Annotated in this window: 19 protein-coding genes; 2 read left to right on the forward strand and 17 right to left on the reverse strand. The window is 58.7% G+C overall.

All coding sequences use genetic code 11. The features are described 5' to 3' along the window. The first annotated feature begins 1 nt into the window (after position 1). Both MRX98_RS15385 and pgi read left to right on the forward strand, forming a co-directional pair. Positions 2-1,606 (forward strand): bifunctional aminoglycoside phosphotransferase/ATP-binding protein, encoded by a 1,605-nt coding sequence (locus MRX98_RS15385; protein ID WP_246911546.1) that lies wholly within the window; start codon positions 2-4, stop codon positions 1,604-1,606. A 126-nt stretch (positions 1,607-1,732) separates the two neighbouring features. Further along, on the forward strand, positions 1,733-3,382 hold the full coding sequence (pgi, locus tag MRX98_RS15390) for a glucose-6-phosphate isomerase (protein ID WP_246911549.1): 1,650 nt from the start codon (positions 1,733-1,735) through the stop codon (positions 3,380-3,382). Positions 3,383-3,841: 459 nt separating this feature from the next. Here pgi and MRX98_RS15395 read toward each other — a convergent pair whose 3' ends face one another. The 17 genes from MRX98_RS15395 to MRX98_RS15475 form a co-directional block, all read right to left on the reverse strand. Further along, positions 3,842-4,492 carry an ABC-type transport auxiliary lipoprotein family protein gene (locus tag MRX98_RS15395; protein ID WP_246911552.1) on the reverse strand — a complete coding sequence of 217 codons (651 nt, stop codon included), beginning with the start codon at positions 4,490-4,492 and terminating at the stop codon, positions 3,842-3,844. Positions 4,493-4,576: 84 nt separating this feature from the next. Continuing rightward, positions 4,577-5,587, reverse strand: a complete 1,011-nt coding sequence (locus tag MRX98_RS15400; protein WP_246911571.1) for an MlaD family protein — start codon at positions 5,585-5,587, stop codon at positions 4,577-4,579. Next, complete coding sequence (locus MRX98_RS15405; protein ID WP_246911579.1) at positions 5,575-6,360, reverse strand: ABC transporter ATP-binding protein; 786 nt, start codon at positions 6,358-6,360, stop codon at positions 5,575-5,577. Before MRX98_RS15405 ends, MRX98_RS15400 begins: the two co-directional genes overlap by 13 nt. Before the next feature lie 3 nt (positions 6,361-6,363). After that, positions 6,364-7,485, reverse strand: a complete 1,122-nt coding sequence (locus MRX98_RS15410) for an MlaE family lipid ABC transporter permease subunit (RefSeq protein WP_246911581.1) — start codon at positions 7,483-7,485, stop codon at positions 6,364-6,366. 499 nt (positions 7,486-7,984) lie between these two features. Then, positions 7,985-10,159, reverse strand: a complete 2,175-nt coding sequence (locus tag MRX98_RS15415; protein ID WP_343217768.1) for an acetate--CoA ligase family protein — start codon at positions 10,157-10,159, stop codon at positions 7,985-7,987. Between the two features lie 130 nt (positions 10,160-10,289). Beyond that, positions 10,290-12,404, reverse strand: a complete 2,115-nt coding sequence (locus MRX98_RS15420; protein ID WP_246911583.1) for a hypothetical protein — start codon at positions 12,402-12,404, stop codon at positions 10,290-10,292. A 39-nt stretch (positions 12,405-12,443) separates the two neighbouring features. Beyond that, entirely contained in the window at positions 12,444-13,088 is a 645-nt protein-coding gene (locus MRX98_RS15425; protein ID WP_246911590.1) for a PulJ/GspJ family protein, read from the reverse strand. Positions 13,089-13,095: 7 nt separating this feature from the next. Next, positions 13,096-13,566 carry a prepilin-type N-terminal cleavage/methylation domain-containing protein gene (locus tag MRX98_RS15430; protein WP_246911592.1) on the reverse strand — a complete coding sequence of 157 codons (471 nt, stop codon included), beginning with the start codon at positions 13,564-13,566 and terminating at the stop codon, positions 13,096-13,098. Beyond that, entirely contained in the window at positions 13,563-14,066 is a 504-nt protein-coding gene (locus MRX98_RS15435; protein ID WP_246911595.1) for a pilus assembly FimT family protein, read from the reverse strand. The genes MRX98_RS15430 and MRX98_RS15435 overlap by 4 nt, the downstream gene beginning before the upstream one ends. 29 nt (positions 14,067-14,095) lie before the next feature. Next, entirely contained in the window at positions 14,096-14,572 is a 477-nt protein-coding gene (locus MRX98_RS15440) for a type II secretion system protein (RefSeq protein ID WP_246911598.1), read from the reverse strand. Positions 14,573-14,830: 258 nt separating this feature from the next. Then, positions 14,831-16,075, reverse strand: a complete 1,245-nt coding sequence (locus MRX98_RS15445; RefSeq protein ID WP_246911600.1) for an acyl-CoA dehydrogenase family protein — start codon at positions 16,073-16,075, stop codon at positions 14,831-14,833. Between the two features lie 530 nt (positions 16,076-16,605). Continuing rightward, the gene (locus MRX98_RS15450; protein ID WP_246911603.1) at positions 16,606-17,946 is read right to left on the reverse strand and encodes a sigma-54 interaction domain-containing protein; all 1,341 of its coding nucleotides are present in this window, start codon (positions 17,944-17,946) and stop codon (positions 16,606-16,608) included. After that, positions 17,943-19,163, reverse strand: coding sequence for a type II secretion system F family protein (locus tag MRX98_RS15455; protein WP_246911606.1), 1,221 nt, complete (start codon positions 19,161-19,163; stop codon positions 17,943-17,945). Before MRX98_RS15455 ends, MRX98_RS15450 begins: the two co-directional genes overlap by 4 nt. 13 nt (positions 19,164-19,176) lie before the next feature. After that, positions 19,177-20,889: a GspE/PulE family protein gene (locus tag MRX98_RS15460; RefSeq protein WP_246911609.1), complete on the reverse strand. Its 1,713-nt coding sequence runs from the start codon at positions 20,887-20,889 to the stop codon at positions 19,177-19,179. Between the two features lie 60 nt (positions 20,890-20,949). After that, positions 20,950-21,159 (reverse strand): hypothetical protein, encoded by a 210-nt coding sequence (locus MRX98_RS15465; protein WP_246911612.1) that lies wholly within the window; start codon positions 21,157-21,159, stop codon positions 20,950-20,952. Continuing rightward, positions 21,160-22,734, reverse strand: coding sequence for a type IV pilus secretin PilQ (gene pilQ / locus MRX98_RS15470; protein ID WP_246911615.1), 1,575 nt, complete (start codon positions 22,732-22,734; stop codon positions 21,160-21,162). 86 nt (positions 22,735-22,820) lie between these two features. Beyond that, positions 22,821-23,345, reverse strand: a complete 525-nt coding sequence (locus MRX98_RS15475) for a hypothetical protein (RefSeq protein WP_246911621.1) — start codon at positions 23,343-23,345, stop codon at positions 22,821-22,823. Positions 23,346-23,354 lie beyond the last annotated feature (9 nt).

The raw sequence follows: 23,354 nt of genomic DNA on the forward strand, positions 1-23,354 counted from the left end.
TATGGCACAACATCATCTGGACGGCCTCCGTGCCGCCTTGCAACAACCCGCTTTCTATTCCCATGCGGTGGATTCGGTGGAGATCCGGGAGACCCACATCTCCATCGTGGCCATGGCCGGAGCGTTTGTTTATAAAATCAAAAAACCGTTGGATTTGGGGTTTCTCGACTTCACGACCCTGGAAAAGCGGCGCTACTATTGCGAACAGGAGGTGGCGCTCAACCGTCGCCTGAGCCGGGATGTCTACCTGAATGTCTGCGGCATTTCCAATGACGACGGCTATCGATTGGAAGGCGACGGACCCGCGGTGGAGTACGCGGTGAAAATGCGCCGGCTGCCGGACGCGGCGGCCATGGATCGCCTGCTGGCGGCGGGCCGGGTCACGCCGGGACAGGTGATCGCCTTGGCCCGGCAACTGGCGCGATTCTACGATCAGGCATACCAGGATGAAGCGGTCGCCGCCGTCGGGGCCCGGGAGACGGTGCGCACCAACTGTGAGGAGAACTTCACCCAGATCGAACCCCACGCCGGCGCGCTGGTTGATCGCAGAACCTTGGATATTGTGCGGACGGCCACCCGCGCTTTTCTGCACCGCCGCCGATCCCTGTTCGACCGGCGCATGGAAGCGGGGTTCATCCGGGACGGCCATGGCGATCTACGCTGCGACCATGTCTATTTCGACCGGGATGCCATCCAGATCATCGACTGCATCGAATTCAACGACCGATTTCGTTACGGCGATGTGGCCAACGACCTGGCCTTCCTGGCCATGGATCTCGACGCCCGCGGCTTTTGTCCCATGGCGGACGCTTTCCTGGCGAGCTATGCGGCCGCCACCGAGGACAGCGACATCTACACCTTGATCGATTTTTATAAATGCTACCGCGCCATGGTGCGGTTGAAAGTCAACTGCCTCCGTTGGGACCAGGTTACGGCCGACCAGCGGCCCGCCCTGGAGCGGCAGATCCAGTGCTACCAGCGGTTGGCCTACAGCTACGCGCTGCGCTTCACGCGCCCTGTGCTGTGGGTGGTGTGCGGCATGCCGGCCACCGGCAAGAGCACCATCGCCACCGCCCTGGGGCGGCGCCTGGATGCGCCGGTGATCCGGACCGACGCGGTGCGCAAGGAGTTGTTTCGATCCAAGGCGCTGGCGTCCGACGGCGCATCCTTCGAAGCGGGGATTTACAGCGCCCATGCGACCCGCCTGACCTACGGACAAATGCTGCTGCAGGCCCAAGGCTATCTGGAAAGGAGACGCTCGGTTATACTGGATGCCACTTTCGATCAACGGGACCGGCGGGCGGAGGCAGTGCGGCTGGCCAGGGACACGGATGCCGGATGGATCTTTGTCGAATGTGTCTGCGCCGAGGCCACGGTCCAGGCGCGGCTGGCGGCGCGGGAGAAGAAACCCGGGATTTCCGACGCACGACTGCACCATTTCGAGCAGTTTAAAGCACGGTTCGAAGCCTTGGACGAGATGCCGCCCGCCCGCCGCCTGCGCGTCGATACGGAGCAGCCCATTGCAAACAACCTGCGGGACATCCTGGCGGCGGCCGAGCACAACGGTCATATTTGTGCTTGCCGGGATGATGAACAGCAGTGTTGAGCAATCGCCCAGAGGTGGAAAACGCCCGTATGCGATGAGGACCGTTGCGCCCCATTGTTGCTTTTCGGGAGTGATCTGCTTTTTTTTCAACTGCCACATTTCACCTATGTCAAGGAGATCGGCCATATGACGTCCTTTCGCTTGGACCAAACAACCGTCCATCAACCGCTGCTGCAGGAAGCCCAACGCATGCAACGGCCGGAAAACCATCTGCGCCGGCTGATCGAGACCCCTGACCGCTTGAAGCGCTATTCGATCGAGGGGTGTGGTATGTTGCTGGACTATTCGCGCCAGCGGTTGGATGACGCGGCGCGCCGATTGCTCTTCACCCTGGAAGACGCACTGCGACTGCGGCAACGGTTCGGCGCCATGTGTGCCGGGGAGAAGATCAACGTCACCGAGAATCGGGCCGTGCTGCACACGGCCGCCCGAGCCTTCGGCGACGACCCCATCCGGGTGGATGGCCGGGACGTGATGCCGGAAATCCGCCGCGTGCGCGATCAGATGAAACAGTTCAGCGAACAGGTGCGCAGCGGCGCCATCACCGGCAGCACCGGCAAACCGTTTCGCCACGTGGTGGTGATCGGCATCGGCGGCTCCTATCTGGGCACTGAGTTCGTCTCCACCGCCCTGGCCGCCCTGAGCGACCGTCGACTAACGCTGCACTACCTCGCCAACGTGGACATCCACAACTTCGGCGCCGTGGCCGCGGCCATCGACCCGGAAACCACCCTCTGGGTGGTGATTTCCAAAAGCTACACCACGGCCGAAACCTCGGCCAACACCCACCAGGCGGAACAGTTCATGCGGGACAAGGGCCTCGATCCGGCCCGCCACACGGTGACCGTCACCAGCAAGGGCAGCCCCGGCGACGATCCCGCCCGACCGGTGCTGCAGACCTTTCACATGTTCGATTTCATCGGCGGGCGCTACAGCGTCACCTCGGCCGTGGGCGGCGTGCCGCTGAGCCTGCTGCTGGGCTACGACCGCTTCGAGGCCTTCCTGCTAGGGGCCGCGGAGATGGACCGCCACGCCCTGGAAGCGCCGGTGGCGAAGAACTTACCGCTGATTGCCGCCTTGATCTCCATCTGGAACACCTCATTGCTGGGGTATGGTCAGCAGGCCATCATCCCCTATGCTTCGCCCCTGGCCAAACTGGCGCCCCATGTGCAACAACTCAACATGGAAAGCAACGGCAAGGCGGCGGACATCCAGGGTGACTCCCTGGAACCGCCGGCGGGGGTGGTGATCTTCGGCGAGCCGGGCACCAACGCCCAGCACTCCTTCTTCCAACTCGCCCACCAGGGGCACCCCTTCCCGATCGAATTCATCGGCGTGCGCACACCCCAATACACCCAGTACACCGCCCGTTCCAAGGGAGTGACCAACCATCAGGAACTGTGGGCCAACCTGGTGGCCCAGGCCAACGCCCTGGCCGCCGGGCGGCCCAGCGAGGACCGGACGCGCCATTTCGAGGGCAACCGGCCATCCAGCACCCTGGTGCTGGAAGATTTGCAACCAATCAACGTGGGCCGCCTGCTCAGCTTCTACGAAGCGCGCACGGTCTATGAAGGATTTATCTGGGGCATCAACTCCTTCGACCAGTTCGGCGTGGAGTTGGGCAAGGTGTTGGCCGATGATTTGCGCATGCGCATCGCCCGTCGGAATTCCGAACCGGATTACGATTTCGGAGATATGGATGATATCGGTCGGGGGTATTTGAGGTTGTTGTTTGGGGAGAGTTTTAGGGGGAGAGTTTTAAGTGTTAAGTTTTAAGTTTTAAGTTAAGGTATTCTATCTATTATATATTTTGGGGTTGGGAGTGATGGCCTGGGGGTGAGAACTTTTGAGTCATAAGAGTTGAACATTGGTTTTTCCAAATCGAGATCGGGATCTAAAATATGGAGTGACGCCGCCATCTGCTAATTAGGCTGCAATTGAATAGGATGCGCTGACGAAGGAAGCGCATCGTTTGAATTTGAAGGACAAAACACATTTCCTTACGGGGATATCGATTTTTCGACCCTCCGGAAGGCAAATGTTGGGTTTTGATGCACTTCCTACGTCAGCACATCCCATGATCCTTCAAAGGATTCACGAATCGCAGCGGAATGCCATGGTTTCGATCCCGATAGCGATCCCGATTTCGATTTCGATGAAAGGCATCTTTCAACCCCCACCCCCCTATAATCGATAGAATTCATTAACTTAAAACTTAACACTTAAAACTTAAAACTATCTTTCCACCAATACCCCAAGGACATCGTCTCTTATCTGAATCATAACTTGCGACGCCGCCAAACTCATCGCCCGAGATAGCGCGGCGGGATTGCGTTCCGCCAAGGGGGCTCGGGCGTGGTATGTGCCCTGGTGCAGAACGCGGGCCACGGGATCGGATTGGTCGGCATCCAGCAGCGTGATATTGACACGGATGGCGGCCTGCGCCGGGGCGGTCGTGCCTTCTTCGAGGAATTCCTCCACCCATCCTTTGACCACGTGGGTGGGGGTCATCACGTCGTCAGGGGCGATGACGGCTTGCAGGGCGTTGGCACGCTGCAGGTCTCTGGCCAGTAGATAGGCCAGCATGTCACCCGGCGGCGCCACCCAGCGGGAGGAGGCATAGGCATTGCGATGCAGATCCTTGTCGGCGTAAATGATGCGCTGGGTGTCGAAGGGGGGCGCGGCGGAAAAGCGCTCGATGCGCAGCGCATAGGGCAGGGGGGTGGCCGCTTGGGTGATCGGTGGGGGGTAGTCCAGGGTGTAGTAGTACATCGGGCGCGCCGGGTCCGAGCGTCCGCCGCAACCGATCAGCAGCAGGGCCGGCAGCGCCATGAGTAGCAGCCGGTAAAAGCGATGGCCCGTCTTGTCGTGTGTCGCACTTGTCAATTTCTCTTCCTCCTCTTCAATGGCCTGTGTTGGCGGCCATTGTCAGGCAAGGCATGGCGGGCCTATCGCCCGCGATTGCATCCATCAGGGGGCCGCCGGCTTTTCCACCTGCGGAGTGCTGAACAGCAGTTGCGAGGGGTCGCCGGAGAGGCGGTCCAGAAAGCGGTTCAGGTTGTCGCCGGCGCGGTCGATGCGGTACAGGGTCTGGATGGCCTGTCGCCGGACCATGTCCACGCTCTGATCGGTGGTCTCCATCACTGCGGCCAGGTGCTCCATGGCCCTTTTGACTTCTGCGGCCGATGCCCTCAGGTCGGCCGTGACTTCCTGTACATCGGGGCCGCTGCTATCCAGAATGTGTTCCAGGCGGTTCACCGCGCTTCGGATATCGTCGATGCCGCTGTCCGCGTTGACCGCCATCCGGCTCAAATTGTCGGAGGTCTGCTGGAAGGAGCGGACCAGGCGCTCGATCTTTTCGGGTTGCACAAGGCGCTGGAGATTGTGGACGGTTTGTTGTATTTCGGCAAGCAGCGCGTCCAGGCGAAGCGATTCCATGGCATGGTTGACCTTGCGAATCGCCAACACCAGTTCGTCGGAGATGGCTTGGGTGTCCAGGGCGCGCAGGGTGTCGAACACGTCGTCGATGCCTTGGAAGAACTTGGTGATGTCCGACGGCCGGGTGGCAATCACCGGGTAGGGAGGGGTTACGCCATCGGGTGGGTAGGTCAGCTGATCCCCATCGGTGCGGCGGTCCAGCTCGATGAACATCAATCCGGTGATACCCACCGATTTGAGCTGACCGACAATATCGTGCAGGACTTCTTCAAGATCGACATCCGCCTCGATCAGGATCATCACTTCTATCAGGTTGCCGTCCGCACCGATGTCGATGCTGTGGACCCGGCCGACATTGACGCCACGGTATTTGACCGCTGAATCCCGGTCCAGACCTTGCACCGATTCATCGAAATAAGCGAGGCAAAGCTGACCCTTTTTCAGGTAGTTGGACATGCCCAGCCACACCACGCCGACAATCACGATGGTTATGCCGACGATCATGAAAAGCCCGACGCTGAATTTGGTTTTTAAGGTTGCCATGTGCTCCGCTTGGATAGGTTGGCTTGACGGTTGAAGAATTGGCGTACCACCGCATTGGGGCTGCTGCGGCGCAACTCTTTCGGGTCGCCCTGGGCGATGATCCCCTTGGCCGATTTGTCGAGCATCACCACCCGGTGGGCCACCTCGTAGATGATGTCGAGGGAGTGGGTGATGATGATCATGGTGGTGCGGAACTGGTGGTTGATGCGCATGATCAACGCTTCGATTTCCGCCGAAATCACCGGGTCGAGGCCGGCGGTGGGTTCGTCCAGGAAAAGAATTTCGGGATTCAACGCCAAGGACCTTGCCAGAGCCGCCCGCTTGATCATGCCGCCGCTCAATTCCGACGGCAAATGGTGCTCGTATCCGCCCAGATCGACGCTGCACAGTTTCATTCGCACCAGGGTGCCGACGGCGTCCGGCGGCAGGTCGGTGAAGGCCCGCAAGGGCAGGGCCACATTCTCGGCGATGGTCATCGAGCTGAACAGAGCGCCGCCCTGAAACAAGATGCCGATTTTGCGCAGTGCTCTGGCAAAGCTCTTTTCATCGCCGTTGGTGATGTCGATGCCGTCGATGGTTATGTGCCCGCCGTAGGGTCGGCTTAGTCCCACCATGTGTTTTAGCAGCGTTGTTTTGCCGCAGCCGCTGCCGCCGATGACGGCCAGGATTTCGCCGGCCCGTACATCGATGTTCACATCCTTGAGGATGGTCGTTTCGCCGTAGCGCGCCTCCAGATCGCGGACTTCGATGATGGTTCGGTCGTTGTTTTCCATCGTTTACCAGTAGCTGCGGATGACGGCGAATATGGAATCGAACAAAATGATCAGGAAAATACCGCTGACGACGGCCGATGTGGCCGCGTTGCCCACCTCGGAGGAACCGCCACGGACCTGAAAGCCCCGCAGGCAGCCGACCCAGGCGATCAGGGCGGCGAATACAACGCTTTTCATCAACCCCCACATCAATTCGAACAAGGTCAGGGCCTTGAGAGTCTGGTCGATGTATGTGGCCACGGTGAGGTTCATCATGCTGACGCTGATCACCATGCCGCCGGCGATGGCGAAAATGTCGGAAAAGAGGGTCAGTAAGGGAACCATGATCATGGCGGCCAGAATGCGGGGAACGGCCAAAAACAGGGTGGGGGAGAAGCCCATGGTGAACAGGGCGTCGATTTCGTCCGAGATGCGCATGGTGCCGATCTCGGCGGCGAAGGCCGAACCGGAACGGCCCGCCACCACGATGGCCGTCATGATGGGGCCCAGTTCGGAGACCATGGCCAGAGCTACCAGCCGGGCCACGAAGATGCTGGCGCCGAACTGCTCCAACTGCATGCTGGAGACGAAGGCCATGATCAAACCGAGCAAGAAACTGATCATGGCCACGATGGGCAGGGCGTCCACCCCCACCTTCTGCATCAGCACGATGGTGTCGCCCACCCGCAGGTCGCGGGGATGGCGAATGACGTGCAACATTGCCAATATGACCGAACCTAAAAAAGAAATTACGAAATTCAAGCTATTGTAGAATTGAATGGTAGCCGCCCCCAACCGCACGACGGTATTGTCGCGGTGCGCATGAGGTAGGGGGGAGCACATGTCCGGATCGTCGAAGCTGGTGCGGGCCAGGATTTCAGCCACTTTTGGCGGTGGTTGGACCAAGCGGAAGGGCACTTCTTGCTTATTGAGGTGATCCCGCAGTTGGAACAGCACCAGTAGGCCGAAATCGTCGAAAAAGGTGACCCGGTTGAGATCGACAGTCACCTGTTTCGGTTCGCGCTGCTTGACTTCACCCTGCAACTGCTTGAGCAGACGTGCAGCGCCGTGGTGATCGATGCGGCCGATCAACTGGATGGCAACGGTGCCGTTGTCGCCGGTTTTCAGAGCATAGGATTCGGACATCGATGCCCTTTCGGGATTGTGTCCAAGAAATTACTTGTTGCGGCGACTTTCCAAATCCACCCGAAACGCTTCCATCGGCGAGTGAGAGCGGCAACTGGAAATAGCGCCGGCCAATCGGGTTTGGATCAGGTCCAGGGTGTCGCATTGCGCCATACAACCCGGGAAATCGAATCGCATGAGGCAATTTCGGCAAGGACTTTTAATGAGATAGCCGATTTCAAAGTCGAATTGGTGCCGTATAGGGGTCTTACCATGGTTCATCACAAAGAATCGTCCTGCAAGATTTTTGTATTTTCCAAAATTATCGTCGTTTATCCTTCATACCAGATTCGACCCGGCAACTCAACAATGCCAAGCATCTTTGAACCCCCGGTATCCCCTATAGGTCCTTTGGTGCGACATAATTTGAATTGAATCGACAGCATTCCTTGCTTTAAACTTTACACTTTAAACTTTAAACTAAATATTTACGAATACTTAAAAAAAACGTCCCATCCACCTACTCTTTTTGCGCAAGAAAAGTTTCATAATCAAGCATCTTCGACAACGCGAGAACCGCTCTTTCCGGCGTTTGGTAAGTCACGCCTTTGTAGCGGTGGCCGGGCAGGTGCAGGATGGTTTTGGTGTTGTGGTCGGTACGCAGGTTGACGCCGAGGATCGGTTTGTTCAGCTCGTCCATCAATTCCAGGCAGCGACGGGCAAAGGCATCTTCGAACTGCTCTGCAAGGGTTTTGATTTCGTCGAAGGTTCCGGGGGCCACGCTGGGGTCGGCGGCCAGGACCGAGGCCGAAAGCCGTTCGATCAGGATGCGGCGGCCCATGATGCCCATGTGGAGTACGGCGTCGCAACCGCTCCAGCGCATGAGCAATTCCTGGACCCGGAAAGTCATATCGGGATTGAAATCGCCCACCAGGTCCACGGGGTTGGCGCGGCTCCAATAAGGGGGCAGCATGGTGTCGATTTCCGCCAGGATGTCCGCGTCCAGCTCCGGCAGCACCAAGCCGAGGCGTTGGCACAGGTCGGCGGTCACCACCCCCCAGCCGCCGCCGAAGGTCATGATGGCCACCCGGGGACCGCGGGGCAGGGGCAGGGCGTCGAAGGCCGCCGCAAGGTCCAGCAGATCCATGGGGCGGTGGACGTTGACGATGCCCGCCTGCCGGCAAAGGGCTTCGAACACCCGGTTGTCCGATGCCATGGCGCCGCTGTGGCTTGCGGCCGCTTTCTGGCCGGCGGCCGTTTGCCCACCTTTGAGCAGCACGATGGGTTTGCGGCGACTGACGCGGCGGGCGCTTTCGAAAAAACGCCGCCCGTCTTTGAACCCTTCCACATAAATCAACACCGTGCGGGTGGTGTCATCCACCTCGAAACCTTCCAGGTAGTCGGCCATGGTGATCATTGCTTCGTTGCCGCTGCCGGAAAAACCTCGCATGCCGATGCCCTGATGCTCGGCGAAAGCCAGCAGTTGGGTGCCCATGTTGCCCGACTGAGCCACCATGGCCGTGCTGCCCGCCAGGGACTGCACCGTGGTGCCGGTGCTGAAAAGGCGGATGTGGGGATTGGCGATGCCCATGGTGTTGGGTCCCAGGATCAGCAGTCCGGCTTCGCGTGCCGCCTTGACCAGCTCGGCTTCCAGGGCCTTGCCTTCATCGCCTGCCTCGGAAAATCCCGAGGTGATCAACACCATGTAGCGAATGCCCTTTTGGCGGCATTCGTCCACCAATGGCTGCACATGCCGGGCCGGCACGGTCACCACCACCAGGTCCACGGGATCGGGGATGTCCAGCAGGCTGCGGTAAACCGGTCGTCCCGCAATGGTACCGCCTTTGGGGTTGACCAGCAAAATCCGGCCTTCATAGCCGCCGCTGATGGTGTTGACCACCAGCATGTTGCCCCATTTGCCCGGCTGGGCCGACGCCCCCACAAAGGCGATGGAACGGGGGTGGAAAATGGCGCCGATCTCCTTGGCCGGCACCGGGGTGAGCGACGGCGCCGACTCGGTCGGCGGACGGAGGGCGATCAAGGCATCCACCGCCACCAGCCGGCCATCGGGGGTGACCCGCAGCGGGTTGATGTCGATTTCGGCAATTTCAGGGTGTTCCACGGCCATCCGCGACACCCCGTCCAGTACTTTGAGCAAGGTTTTCCGATCCACCGCCGCTTCGCCCCGGAAGGGGGAAAGCAATTTTTGAGCCCGGATTTCAGCGATCATTTGCGTTGCGTCCCAACGACTCAGGGGGGCCAGCCGCATGGCCACATCGGCCAACGCCTCGGTCAGCGTCCCGCCCAGTCCGAACAACACCACGGGGCCGAACTGGGGATCGCGGAACATGCCGGTCATCAACTCCCGTTGCCCCGTGATTTGGGGCTGCACCAGCAACCCTTCCAGGTCCGCCCCAGCGCCTTCGGCGATCTTGGCGGCCGCGCGGCGTAACGCTTCGGCATCGAAGAGGTTCAGGTGGACCAGTCCCCTTTCCGTCTTGTGCTGCAGAGCGGCGCCCAACCCTTTGAGCACCACCGGATATCCCAACTCGGCGGCGGCGGCCACGGCGGCGGCGGCATCCCGCACCACCGTTTCGGACACCACCGGAATGCCGTACTGTTGCAATATGTTTTTGGCCGCATGTTCATCGAGGGCGGTCGGACCGGACACCATCAAGGAAGATTTCGTATTCACTGGAACTCCTTTTTACACTGTTGCATGCATTGATCTTCAGGCACCGGAAAACAAGGCCCCGAGGACCATTCGCGAGCCCTTCGCGGAAGCATATCTCTTTACCACAAATGGTTCATCGAATAAACGGGATTTATTGTTGCAGGGGTGAGGGAAAAGCTTCGCGCACTGGATAAGTCAATCGAAACCCGAAGTCATCGAAAAAGATGTCGCCGGCCCCATCACCGAAGGCGTGCAATCCTAATTCGGCAACGGGGGAGGCGCTAAGGGGCTTTGAGATGAGGTTTGGGTGATAGGTGCGCAGAATGCTGTCGGGGGTGTTGGAAGAGGGCACGGCGTACAGCTCGGACGGCGCATTGATGGTATCGTTGATTGCGTCCCAGTGAATCAATCGGAAAGGGGAGGTGTGCGCCTCTTCATCCGCCCCATCGTCCGGCGGCCACTGGAGCTTTTGATTGCCGGCGATGCGCGGGTAATCGGCCAAATCGGCACGATATATTCTGATTATGTTTTCTTTTTTATCCATCGTGACATCGTTCGACACTTTGGCTGCGCTATTGGATCGGCCGACCACCAGCAGGGTTTCATTTCGCTGAAAGGTGCTTCCCTTTGTGACCTTGTTGAGCAAGAGGGTGCCTGCGGCCGATCCATCATTCCAAGCGCCTGTTGATAGAATGGGAGATGACAAAACAGTACCCATTGCGCCATGGTTCTCGCCGAAAATTCGTTCACCCGCTTGGATAGCTGCAGCTTCACCATTCGTGAAATTCAGCAACACCGCTTCATGCAAGCGGACCAGTAACGCCACGCCTCCGGCAGGGAAATCGATGGCGCTGTAAGCCAGCCAAGTCCTGGTATCGATGCCGCCTGTTTGTTGCCACAAAACGACCAGCGGGCCGGCTTCAAGCGCGGTGCCGGGAAGTTGAAACCCGGTTTGGCCGAGAACGATGGAAAGGCCGTAACCGTTGAAGGCCGTGAGTGAAAGAGATGGATTATCGTCAGTGGTCCTCAGGCGAAAAGAAAGACCGCCGGCAAAGGACGGGGCGGCATCCGAATCAGAATCGTCGCCCTCCGTTTCAGGATAAAGCGAATTCAGAAATCCCAATTTGACTTGCACATCGTAGCTGAGAAACCCGCCGGTTAAGCCTCGGTAGCCGGTGAAACGGTCACCGGCCGCTGCGGCCGATGTTGCCAATCCTCCATTCGAACTCAATTCTTCAAAAAAGAGTGCCCGGTTGCCGTCCGCCGCGCTGATCGCGACACTCCCGTCCACCGTTTCCCAATTCGCAATTGCCGAAGTTTCGGAGAAGGTTTCTTCCGTCACCTCTTCCCAGAGAAAGGGCTCTTGCGGAAAGGCGCCATCAAAGATCAACTCCCGGTGCGTCGTTAATGCTCCCTGGCCGACAATCCCGGTGCTGTGCAAGCGTGAAAAGTTGGTTAGTATGATCGGGGCGCCTGACAATATTTCAAGATTAGAGTCCTGGGAAGAGGCGCTCGGGTCGCGAATTCCTTCGAATCGGTTTTCGTCGCGGTTGTTGTAGTTGTAATTCACAATGCGGCCGCCGACGATGATGCGGCCATGGGTCGACGGAAAGAGGCCGCCACCGCCGTTTTCATAGGATAAAAAACCGGTGGTGGGATCGAAACCGTTACTGCGAACAAATGGGTAGACGATGGTGTGTTGCGGCAGTGGCGTAGCAAACCCCTCACCATCTTCCAAAATGATGGTAATTTCCTGGTTGTTATCTTCTATCGATAGGTTTACCTCGAAGTCCTGGTTACCAATGAACAAACGTTGCGTTTGCCCGATTGCATTTTCAAGCAATTCCGGTGGCAAAGTGCCTGCAACGACCGCTTTCCAACTATTGACCCCGGGCTCGGCACCATTGGTCAGCACGAAATAGTAGGAGAAGATGCGAATTTCGAAGGAGCCCACCCCTTCCAGTTGAAACCGTCGGCCGTCCATGTTCTCAAGCGCCGCCACCTTCTGCTGCATGGTTTGTGCCTGTCGATACTGGTGCAGGGCCATGCGATAACCCGATTCCGCCAGAAAATAGGCTTGGTCGGCCAGATGGTGGAACGCTGTCTGCTGTCTGGAGGAACTCACCAGGGGCAACAGGGTGGCCGCCAGGACGGAAAAGAGCAAAATAGCCGCAATAATGGCGATCAACGCACTGCCGTGATGCCTTTTGCACACCATTGTTGGAGGACTGATTGTGGTTTTTGATGTCAAAGACATTGCATACATATAGGGATCCCGTTCAACAGGGTATTTTTCACAGCAACGCTAATACACCCCACCACCCACATTATCTGTATTGCGCGGATGCACTAGTGTGGTGAAGCTGTGTGACTGGGTAGGGGCATCGGGGCGTTGCAAATCCAAGCGGATTAGAATGGCCGTCAGCAACCGGATATCGTAGCCCGGTAGCCAAGGGTCGGCCCCGCGGAAAAAGGTGAGGGCGAAATCGGTCACCCCGTCCACCAGGATGTGTCCGTTTTGGTTTGTATCGGCGGAATCCGCCTGGTTCGGGTCACTTGTGTATAGGTAAACCGCCCCGGTATCGTTTCCAGACGCCTCAACGAATCGCAATTCCATGCGGCGGATGTGTGGAATGCCGCCAGGATCTTTCTGGATGCGCTCATAAACCACAAACACATCGTCGGAGGACACCGGGCCGGTATCCCGGACATCTATCAACTCTGTCAGTTCACGCACAATGCGCGCCATGGCCAAGTGCCCTTTTTGCGTTACTTGAGCGTTGGCCCGACTGAAATCATAACCCTGGACGGCGGCAACCAAACCGGAACCGAAAAGGCCGGCGAGAATCGCCATCAACACCATGGTCGCGATGAGCTCGAGGAAAGTGAACCCCAATTTGTTCGAAATGCATACGCGGATATGTTTGTTGATCCAGGAAAGTGTGCCCATGGCTGCCTTACCGACCGAAAAGGGCGGTCAAATTTTGGGAAGTGTCCGGGATGGACACGATGACTTGCAGCAGGCCTTGTAATGATTCGCAGTTGTCAATATCGTCGGCCCTGATCCCTGAGGGTTCTAATGCCACATTGCGCGGGTTAAACACTATCTTGGTACGAGACGGAACAACATGGTCGTTCTGCCAGTAAACGCCGCTATTCAGCTTCTTGCACAAGGTGATCAAAGGGTTTTTTTGAACCGGATCCCGTTGCAGATGACGATAATCCGCCACTACGTTGTTCATGACGGCGTTGAGTAACAAGGAATCGTCCAGGGTTTGCACGGGTTGATAGCTGCGCCAGGTTTGCTCGCTGATCACCTGCGCCAAGATGACCGTCAAAATGGCGGAAATGATGATGGTGAAGAGGATTTCGATCAGGGTGAAGCCCCGCTGATCGCACCACTCTTTTGCTGGTGCGGGTGCCGTCATGGTATGAATCCGGTCTCCGGATGAATGATAAAACTTTCAGTTTCACCGTTTTTGGTCAGAATGTAATGCAGGTCGCTTGCCTCGGTCAATGGGGTGCAATGGTCCTGTTCGGCTTGGGTCGCCAACGCCCCGGGACGGCCCCAAGTGTCAAAACAGAGCGTAAACCCGGCAGGAGTGATGGTCACGCCGCCGGCCAACTCGGTGGTGTTTTCCGTTTCTCCTGGAAGCGGCCTGCGGTTGTTCGAATCATTGCCGGCGAACAACCAGAAACGGCGGTCGTCGCTGTCGTAGTGGATGCCCCAAGGGGTGCCGGTGTTGATAGCCCGGCTTTGGGCATAACGAACATAGGATTTGAGAGTGGCTATTTGGGCCTTGAGGGTCACATCGGTGGGGGGTTGGCGCAACACCGCGACCGTTGCGAAGATGCTGATGAAAACCAGTACCAGCACGACCTCGAGAACGGTGAAACCTGTACTGCGGTTGCCGGCCTGGAGCCGCATGGCTGCCTTTTTTGATATTATTAATAAAATCAAATTCCTGGGCGAGGTATGCTTTTGATCTCGTCATCAGCTCCCGCGATTGCTGTACCATCTTTTGGCGATACGACCAGCTTGATACAACCGTCCAAGGCGTCATCATTGTCAGCCTTATCGCTAAAGCATGCAGACGGATCGAAATCCTCATCTTCACTGTGGCCGCCGTCGAAAACAGACAATTCGAAATCGCCAAGATCTGTCCCCAACGGTTCGCCATCTTGGTAATTTATTTCGCTTGGAAGCGACCCCCTCAACACCTGCTGGGCGAAATACCCGTTGACCCGGCCGATGGCTTCGGCCATGGCTGTTTCCATGGCTTTCTTCCTGGCTTCGCCCTGGAGGTCGAAATAGCGCGGCACGGCGACAACTGCCAGGATGCTCATGATAACGATGACAGCGATGATTTCGAGAAGGGTGAAACCGGCGTTGCCGACAACTGGCGCGTTTTTACCGGGAGAGGGTGGTTGCATTAGGTTCAATCCCTTCGAAGGAAAAAAAATAAATATGAAGATGGACAGTTCTGCTATTTTATGAGTGCACTATATATGCCATAGGAAGAGATTGATGACAACAAAATCTTGATTCATTTAACAATATGAATTAATTATAAAATAGAATCTAAATCCGCTCCGTGCAAGGGGCGCGGAATGGCTCGCGAATACATTTTGCATCAAAAAATGTAGTTGATTATCCATTAAATGATGGAAGAAAGTGCCGATTGCATGGCCTCATTCATATATTTTTTCATCCGCTGCGTGGGCCTCGGCCGCATCGTTTTCGAAATCCCGTTCGGTCTTGCGGCCTTTGCCGGCAAGATACTCCTTGTACCACTCATGGGCGATGATCATGCTCATCACCTCGTTGGAGCCGGTCCATATGGAGGCCAGGCGCAGGTCGCGGGCGATGCGTTCGACGGGAAACACGTTGGTGTAGCCGATGCCGCCCATGACCTGCATGGCGTTGTGGGCCACTTTCTGGCACGATTCGGTGACGAATTTCTTGGCCTGGCTAACCATGCGGCGGGTCTGTTTGGCCGGTACGCCCGAATCGACCATGCGGGCGGTGGTGTAGATCATGCTGCGGGCGGCATCCAGCAGCATGGCGGCTTCAGCCACCTGGAAGCCGACCCCTTGGAACTGGGCGATGGGTTGACCGAAGGCCTTGCGTCGCGTTGTGTAGCCGGTGGCCACGGTCAGGGCGGGTCGGGCGGCGCCGATGGTCATGGCCGCGGTGCCCAGCCGCTCGGGAATCATCATGGTGTTGAAAACGGCATAGCCGTTGTGCAGCTGACCCACGATGTTCTCTTTGGGCACCCGCACATCCTTGAACACCACCCGTCCGGCACCGCCGCCGCGGCTGCCCATCAGGCCATAAATATAGTCAACGCGGACCCCTTCACCCCGATCAACGATGAAACAGGTGAGCGCCTTGTGGGGTTCGGCGTCGGGATCGGTTCGGGCATAGACCAGAAAATAGTCGGCGCCTTCTGCTCCCACGATGAACCGTTTCTGGCCGTTGAGGACAAAATGGTCCCCATGATCCACGGCTGCGGTGGTGGTGCCGAAAAAGTCCGAGCCGCCCCGGGGTTCGGTGAGGCACTCGGCGGCAAAAAGATCACCCCGCAACAACGGCTTGACATATTTTTCCTTCTGTTCGTCGGTGCCGTGTAAAATGATGGCGTCGCACACCAACTCCGCGCCGACACCGAAGACGCAGGCGAAAATGTAGCCGAGTGTGCCGACCTCCTCCATGACCATGCAGGTGGAGACCCAGTCCATGCCCCGTCCGCCCCACTCCACGGGATACCGCACGCCGAAAAGGTTGCGACGGCCGGCCTCCTTGAGAAACGCCTTGGGAAACTGGATTTTGTCCTGGTCCATGTCCAGGATCATCTGTCGGGGCACCCAGCGCACCAGGTCCCGAACCTCTTCACGCAGTTGCTTCTGTGCGTCGCTCATCATGAAATCGAACATCAGGGGACCTCCTTTTTTCAAAATGGTGTTTTACCGAATATGCTCCAACTTGGAAGTTTCGAGTTGGCCGGGTCGGAAAAGGGGACAGTTTAAAGTTTAAAGTTTAAAGTTTCAAGCAAGGAATGCTATCGATTATAGATGGTTGGGGTGGGCGCACGCCACAGTTGATTGAATTCCCATAATTTTCCATCGAAATCGAAATCGCTATCGGGATCGAAAGCGAATGCTTTTCGTCCATAACACCCGGCGACTTTTGTATTTTCGGCATCTCTTGAAGTCAAATGCGCTGTGCTCAGGCATTTCATAGGATGTGCGGGAGGATCAGTGATACCCGGGCATGGCGTGCCGAGCCCGTGCGGGAGGATCGGGGATACCGGGGCACGGCGTGCCATAGGATCGGATCTTATTGGGCACGGCATGCCGTGCCCCAACGGGTTGGTGAACGGCTCCATCTGCTCGACTACCCTCAAACCCATATAATCGATAGAATTCATTAACTTAAAACTTAACACGTAACACTTAAAACTCCCTTATCGCTTAAACACTCCCGCATCAATCTCATACTTTTTCAACCGATGCCACAAACTGCGTTCCTTGATACCCAGGATTTCCGCGGCTTGTTTTTGGACACCGCGGGTTTGGGAGAGGGCGTTTACGATCATCTGCTTTTCGATGGTGCGCAGGCGTTCGTCCAGGGCCGCGGCGCCGTTGGGTAGGGGTGGGGCGGGGGTTTGCAGGGGGGTGGTTATGTTTTGCAGGATGGCGGACGGCAGGTGATTGGGTTCGATGGTGGCGCCCGCGAGAACGGCGGCCGACTGGATGGCGTTTTGCAATTCGCGGACGTTGCCGGGCCAGGCGTGGGCCGTCAGCAGGTGCATGGTGGCGGGGGCGAAATGTTTTTCCGGGGCGACCTGGTCCAGCAGGTGTTCGGCCAGCAGGGGGATGTCCTCGCGGCGCTCCCGCAGCGGGGGCAGTTGGATCACGAACACGTTGAGTCGATAGAACAGGTCCTGGCGAAACAGCTCCTGTTGCACCATTTCAGGCAGATTCTTGTTGGTGGCGGCGATGAAGCGGGCCGCCACGGTGATGGGATGAATGCCGCCCACCCGGACGATGCGCTTTTCCTCCAGGGCGCGCAGCATCTTGGCCTGGGTCTCCAAGGGCATGTCCCCGATTTCGTCAAGAAAAAGGGTGCCCGCGCCGGCCAGCTCCATCTTGCCCGGTTTGCGATTGACGGCGCCGGTGAAGGCGCCTTTTTCGTGGCCGAAGAGTTCGCTTTCCAGAAGGCCTTCAGGGATGGCGGCGCAATTCATGGCCACGAAGGGGTGGGACTGGTGGCGACTGTGGCGGTGGATGCTGTGGGCCACCAGCTCTTTGCCGGTGCCGGTTTCACCGGCGATCAAAACGATGGCGTCGGTGGGCGCAACCTTGAGGATCTGGTTGAGGACGGCCCGAATGGCGGTGCTTTGGCCCACAATTTCCGGAAAGAGCGTTCGTGCTTCCACCTTGCTCAGTATTTCAGTGACTTGATCGAACACCCGCTCGAAGCGATGCAGCTCGGGATCGCCGGTGGCGTGGGGCGGGTCGTTTTCCATGCCGATGTCCCGCAAGACCCCCATGGTTTGGGTGCGGTCCACGAACCGGCGCACGGGGGCGATGAGGAATTTGACCACCAGCAGACCGCAAGCGAAGGTGAGGGTCGTCAGGACGGCGCCCCATGCGAGCAGGGGCCATTCGGGCGGCAGGTGGCGATCCAGGTAAAAACGGGTCAGGCGATAGGCGGAGAGCAGGGACAGGATGGTCAGACCGGCGAAGATGACCGGTATGATGACGTAAAGATTGATGTTGAAGCGCAGGTCTTTCATGGTCATCGCACGACGCGGGACAGATCCCACATGGGCATGTAAATGGCCAGGGCGAAAAAGCCGATGACCACGGCCATGCCCACGATCAGAATCGGACCGAGGGAGTCATTGAACCGTTTGACCGCATGGGACAACTCCCAGTCGTAATGGGCGGCGATCTCGCCGAGCATCTCTTCCAGGTTGCCGGAGGCCTCACCGATGGCGGTCATGTTGATGACGATGGGGGTGAAGTATTGGGAGCGGCGCAACGGTTCGGCGATGCCCCGGCCTTCTTCCAGCTGTCCCATCAATTGGGTGAACTCCCTTGCAATGGCGCTGTTGTTCACCGTGTCCGCCAAAATGCGCATGGAATCGAGGATGGCGACACCGCTGGCTTGCAGAATGGCGAAGATGCTGGCGAAGCGCGACATTGCGGCTTTGCGGAACAGCGGCCCCAGCAAGGGAAGATGCAGCAAAAGGCGGTCTTTTTGGAAGCGGCCGTTTTCGCTGCGCAGAAACAGGGTCAGGGCCACCAGCGCGATTGCGCTGACCGTCAACAGGACCGGCCACCACTGCCGTAAGAACTCGTACATCAGGATGCAAATGCGGGTCAGCAGGGGCAACTCCAGGCCCGAGCGAATGAAGATGGCGGAGAATTTGGGGATGACAAAGGTCAGCAGAACGAAAAAGGCCACTGCCAGAAAAATCAGCACGATGGCCGGGTATTGCAGGGCCGAACGGATTTCGCTGCGAATGCGGTGCTCGTGCTCCAGGATGTGGATCAACCGATCCATCACCTCGGGCAGGGCGCCGCTGGCTTCACCGGCCCGGATCATGCTGCAGTAAAGGGGCGAAAACACCTTGGGGTGGCGACGGAAGGCTTCGTGCAGGCTCGCGCCTTGGGTGATGTCCTGGGCCATGGCGATGACCACCTTGCGCAAGCGGGGGTCTTCGCTCTGCACCTCCAGGGTGCGCAGCAGCGTTAGCATCGGGATGCCGGCCCGAATCATGGTACGGAACTGCTTTGTGAAGAGAATCAGCTCCGGCGCGCGCACCGGATGCAGGCGGGCGGAGAAGCCGTCCAGAAGCTGCTGGATGCGCGGGGCTTTCTGCGGGCGGACCTTCTCGGGGATCAACCCGTTGTTGACCAGGGCCGCATTGGCCGCCGCCAGGTTCTCCGCCTCCATTGAGCCGGAAATGGCGGCGCCGCTCTGGTTGATGGCCTGGTAGCTGTAAGTGGGCATGGCGTACCTTACATCACATCATGACCGCCGAGGCGGCTTCGTCCAGAGTGGTGATGCCCCGGGCCACCTTGTCGGCGGCATCCTCCTTGAGGGTGCGCAGACGCCCGGATTGATGGGCGGCGCGGGTGATTTCGCGGGCCGAGCAGCGTTTCAGAATCATCTCCTGCACCATGTCGTCGATCAGCAGCACCTCGAAAATGCCGGTGCGCCCCTTGTATCCTTTGTCCATGCAGTTGAAGCAGCCGGCGCCCTTGACGTATTCGGCATCCTTTTTGTCTTCCAGGCCCCAGAAGCGCAGGGCGGATCGGGGGGGATCGTAGGGTTTTTTACAGTAAGGGCACACCTTGCGCACCAACCGTTGGGCAATGGAAACCAGCATCACCGAAGAAACCAGAAAGGGTTCCACGCCCATGTCGATGAAACGGGTGATGGCGCCGGCGGCATCGTTGGTGTGCACCGTGCTCAGCACCCGGTGACCGGTCAGGGCGGCTTGCACCGCGATTTGGGCCGTTTCGGCGTCGCGGGTTTCGCCCACCATGATCACATCCGGATCCTGGCGCATGATGGCCCGCAAGCCGCCGGCGAAGGTCATGCCGGCTTTGCGGTTGAGCTGGATCTGACGGATCTTGCCCACCCGGTACTCCACCGGGTCCTCCAGGGTCAGGATGTTGATGTCGGGCTGGTTGATGCGCTTGAGTATGGCGTAGAGGGTGGTGCTCTTGCCGCTGCCGGTGGGGCCGGTGCTCAGGATCATGCCGTAGGGTTTGAAAATCATCTCGGACAGCTTTTGGATGTCCCCCGGATTCATGCCCAGTTCTTCCAGCGAGTAGATCCCGCTGCTGGTGTCCAGCAGCCGCAGCACCATGTTTTCGCCGTAGATGGTGGGGATGGTCGATGCCCGGATGTTGATCTCCTTGTTGTCCATGCGGATGGTGAAGCGGCCGTCCTGGGGTATCCGCGAGAGGGAGATGTCCATGTTGGCCAGGATTTTCAGGCGCGACACGGTGAGCAGGTGCATCGATTTGGGCGGCGCGGGCACTTCGTGCAGCTTGCCGTCCACCCGGAAGCGCACTTGCACGCGGTCCTTTTCCGGGCTGATGTGCACGTCGCTGGCGCCTTCGCGCACCGCCTGGGAGAGAATGGAGTTGACCAGGCGCACCACCGGGGCCTCTTCGGCCATATCCTGCAGGGAGCGCACTTCCAGATCTTCCACGCCGCGCTGTTCGGGGTCCCCGCCGCCGGTGTGCTCGATCTCCATCTCCTCCATGCGTTCCAGCACGCCCCCCATGGTGGAGTAGGTGCCGTAGAGACTGCCCATCAGGTGGTTCCACTCCGGGTAGGTGCAGATGACCGGCTCCACCTCCAGGTTGGTGTACACCTCGATGGCGTCCAGGGCGGTGATGTCGGTGGGGTCGGTCATGGCGACGGTGATCAGGGAGTTGGCCCGTGCCAGGGCGATGGCCTGATACTTCTGCACCATCTCCAGGGGCAGGAACTCGGCCATTTGAATGTCGATGGGATAGTTGTCGGGGTGATACTTTTCGATCCGCAGCTGGCGGGAGATCAGGTCGGCGATCTGGGGACCGCCCACCATGCCCTCGTGCACCAGGAACTGCCCCAGCTTCATGTGGCTGCGGCGATGGTCCACCACCGCCTGCTTGAGCTGGTCGTCGGTGATCAGGCCGGCCTCCACCAACATTTCGCCCAGTCGTTTCCGTTCCCTCACGCAACCTCCGCCATCGGTTTCACCCGCCGCCTTTGGGCCTTTTCAATGCTTTATCCACTGTTAGAAGGGAATCTCTTCATCCAGCTCATCATCAAAATCGCGCGACATCATATCGGCGGCCAATTCCAGGAACACACCTTGTGATTTACACAAATTCTTTATAATCCGGCTGTAGGCCTCTTTTTCATTAACGTCTTTCGTTTTGGCCATCGCCTTTAGTGCTGAATTGATTTCCTTGGATAAACCATCCATGATTTGATCCGGATCCATTCAATCTCCCTCAATAGTTTCTGGAAAAAGGGTTTGCTTTCCGCTCGGCGATGCCTTTTCCGCCGCCGCGGGCCGAGGTTTGAGAATGTGGGGCGTTATGAAAATCAGCAGCTCCTGCATCTCTTCGCTCTTGCCGGTGCTTTTGAAAAGATGCCCCAGCAGCGGCACCTTGCGTATCCATGGCACGCCCGCTTCGCTGTTCTGGGTGGTGTTTTTTTTCAGGCCGCCGATCACCGTGGTCTGGCCGTCGAAAAGGATCACGTTGGTGGCGGCCTTCTTGGTGACGATGGTCGGGTAGGTGAGCACGGTGCGGGAAAAATCCACCTCGTTCTTAGTGGTCATGATCTCCAGCTTGAGCACATCTTCCTGGATCACGTAGGGGGTCACCTCCAAGCTGAGCAGGGCCTCCTTGTAGATGACATTGGAGCTGTCGCTGAGAACCACCGGGATGGGCACTTCGTCGCCGCTCTCGATGACCGCCTTGGTGTTGTCCAGGGTGGTGATGGAAGGGCTGGAAAGGATGTTCAGCATTCCTTCTTCCTCCAGGGCGGAGAGCTGCAACGCCAGAAGGCCGCTGGAGCCTTCGGCGATGAGGCCCAGGAAGAGGCCGGCGCCCTCCGTCGTGGCGTTGCTCAAATTGGCCGGAAAGTTGATGCCCGTGCCCGCGGGTGGGTTGATGCCCTGGCCCGATCCCGGTTGCTGCCCGCCGACGGCGCCGGTGGCATTGGGTGATATCCAGTAGCCGCGACTGCTGTTGTGGTACAGGCCGCCCCACTGCACGCCCAGTTCGCGGGCCGTGCTGCTGGTGGTTTCGACGATGTGGGCCTCGATGTGGATCTGGGGCGTGGGGCGATCCAGGGCCTTGATCATGGGAATGATTCTGTCGATATCGCTGGGGGTGGCCTGCACGATCAGCGAGTTGGTGTGGGTGTCGACCATCACGGTGCCCACCGGCTCGCCGGCCTTTTCGGCGCTGATCACCCGCGATACGTTTTCCCGCAACCGTTCGGCGCTGGAAAAGTCGACCGGGATGATGGTGGTCACCAAAGGCGCCCGGATCTCCAGTTCGCGGCGCTTGGCCAGGATGCGCTCTTCGGCCTCCAGGTTTTTCAAGTCCCGTTCGCGGTCCTCGATGGTGACGATGCGCAGGATCTCCCCCTCCCAGTCGTAATCCAATCCTTGGGATTTCAGTACGCCGACGAACACCTGGTTCCAGGGCGCGTTGTTCACATTGATGCTCAGGCGTCCCGTGACGCTCTCGTTGATCATGATGTTCAGATCCACGGCGCGGGCCAGTGCGCGCAGCAACACCGGCACCTCGGCCAGGTGCATTTTCAAGGTGACGGGTCCATCGGGCAGGTCCCGTGCCGGCCCTGCCGATGCGCTGCCGGTGCCGCCGACCGTCTCGATCTGTTTGGGTTGCAAGGCGATGGAGCGTTCCCGCGCGCTCGGTGAGTACCCGCCACTTTGTTCCGCTTTTTGTCGCCACACTTCCAGGGGCGAGGGTTGGGATTCCCGTGCGTCATGGGCGCATCCCCAAAACCAGACGATGCCCAGCATCATGACCGCCAACATTGCCCATCTGCATCCGGCACCCTTCATTTGATCCCCGTCGTCTTCCGTTTGGTGTGTTCCATATCCATCCCGCCTGTGCGGGGCGTTCAATCCATCTCCCGCAGCGGCAGCACGATCCGGTGGGCGCTGCCCACCTTGCCGAGCACCACCCGCTGCTCCGATATGCTGTGCACATAGAGGCCATCGGTGCCCAGGGCTTCTCCCCGGGCATACTCCATACCATTGATGATCGCCATGCGGGTCTCGCCGAACCGCAAAAACCCCGTGAAGGCAAAAGCCGGCGGGCCGCTGGACGCCGCGGCGGCGCGCGCCGAGTCGCCTTGCCTTTGGCCCGGCTGGCTGGAAAGGGGCCTGAGCGAGGCGATGAACGGATCTTCGGTCCACGGCGCGAGCGCCTGAGCGATGACGTGCCGGTCGGCATCGGAGATCACCTGCTCGCCCGCTTTGCGGCTCATCTCCTCGGCGAACCGGCGCACCTCTTCCAGCGAGGCATCCCTGCCAGGCGGTTGGGTGGCCCGGCCGGTGCCCACGCTTTTGCCGAGCAGTTCGTGGGCACCGTAGACCAGGGTGAGGCACATGACGGCCACGATCCATTTTTCGCGCATGCTCATAGGGCCCTC

It is taken from the genome of Desulfatitalea alkaliphila (genome assembly GCF_022968795.1).
GTDB lineage: Bacteria > Desulfobacterota > Desulfobacteria > Desulfobacterales > Desulfosarcinaceae > Desulfatitalea > Desulfatitalea alkaliphila.

Excerpts from the sequence above, each read along its gene's own strand:
- MRX98_RS15385 (WP_246911546.1), top strand. The coding sequence starts at position 2 with ATGGCACAACATCATCTGGACGGCCTCCGTGCCGCCTTGCAACAACCC.
- pgi (WP_246911549.1), top strand. The coding sequence starts at position 1,733 with ATGACGTCCTTTCGCTTGGACCAAACAACCGTCCATCAACCGCTGCTG.
- MRX98_RS15400 (WP_246911571.1), bottom strand. The coding sequence starts at position 5,587 with ATGGCAACCTTAAAAACCAAATTCAGCGTCGGGCTTTTCATGATCGTC.
- MRX98_RS15405 (WP_246911579.1), bottom strand. The coding sequence starts at position 6,360 with ATGGAAAACAACGACCGAACCATCATCGAAGTCCGCGATCTGGAGGCG.
- MRX98_RS15410 (WP_246911581.1), bottom strand. The coding sequence starts at position 7,485 with ATGTCCGAATCCTATGCTCTGAAAACCGGCGACAACGGCACCGTTGCC.
- MRX98_RS15420 (WP_246911583.1), bottom strand. The coding sequence starts at position 12,404 with ATGTATGCAATGTCTTTGACATCAAAAACCACAATCAGTCCTCCAACA.
- MRX98_RS15425 (WP_246911590.1), bottom strand. The coding sequence starts at position 13,088 with ATGGGCACACTTTCCTGGATCAACAAACATATCCGCGTATGCATTTCG.
- MRX98_RS15430 (WP_246911592.1), bottom strand. The coding sequence starts at position 13,566 with ATGACGGCACCCGCACCAGCAAAAGAGTGGTGCGATCAGCGGGGCTTC.
- MRX98_RS15435 (WP_246911595.1), bottom strand. The coding sequence starts at position 14,066 with ATGCGGCTCCAGGCCGGCAACCGCAGTACAGGTTTCACCGTTCTCGAG.
- MRX98_RS15440 (WP_246911598.1), bottom strand. The coding sequence starts at position 14,572 with ATGCAACCACCCTCTCCCGGTAAAAACGCGCCAGTTGTCGGCAACGCC.
- MRX98_RS15445 (WP_246911600.1), bottom strand. The coding sequence starts at position 16,075 with ATGTTCGATTTCATGATGAGCGACGCACAGAAGCAACTGCGTGAAGAG.
- MRX98_RS15450 (WP_246911603.1), bottom strand. The coding sequence starts at position 17,946 with ATGACCATGAAAGACCTGCGCTTCAACATCAATCTTTACGTCATCATA.
- MRX98_RS15455 (WP_246911606.1), bottom strand. The coding sequence starts at position 19,163 with ATGCCCACTTACAGCTACCAGGCCATCAACCAGAGCGGCGCCGCCATT.
- MRX98_RS15465 (WP_246911612.1), bottom strand. The coding sequence starts at position 21,159 with ATGGATCCGGATCAAATCATGGATGGTTTATCCAAGGAAATCAATTCA.
- pilQ (WP_246911615.1), bottom strand. The coding sequence starts at position 22,734 with ATGTTGGCGGTCATGATGCTGGGCATCGTCTGGTTTTGGGGATGCGCC.
- MRX98_RS15475 (WP_246911621.1), bottom strand. The coding sequence starts at position 23,345 with ATGAGCATGCGCGAAAAATGGATCGTGGCCGTCATGTGCCTCACCCTG.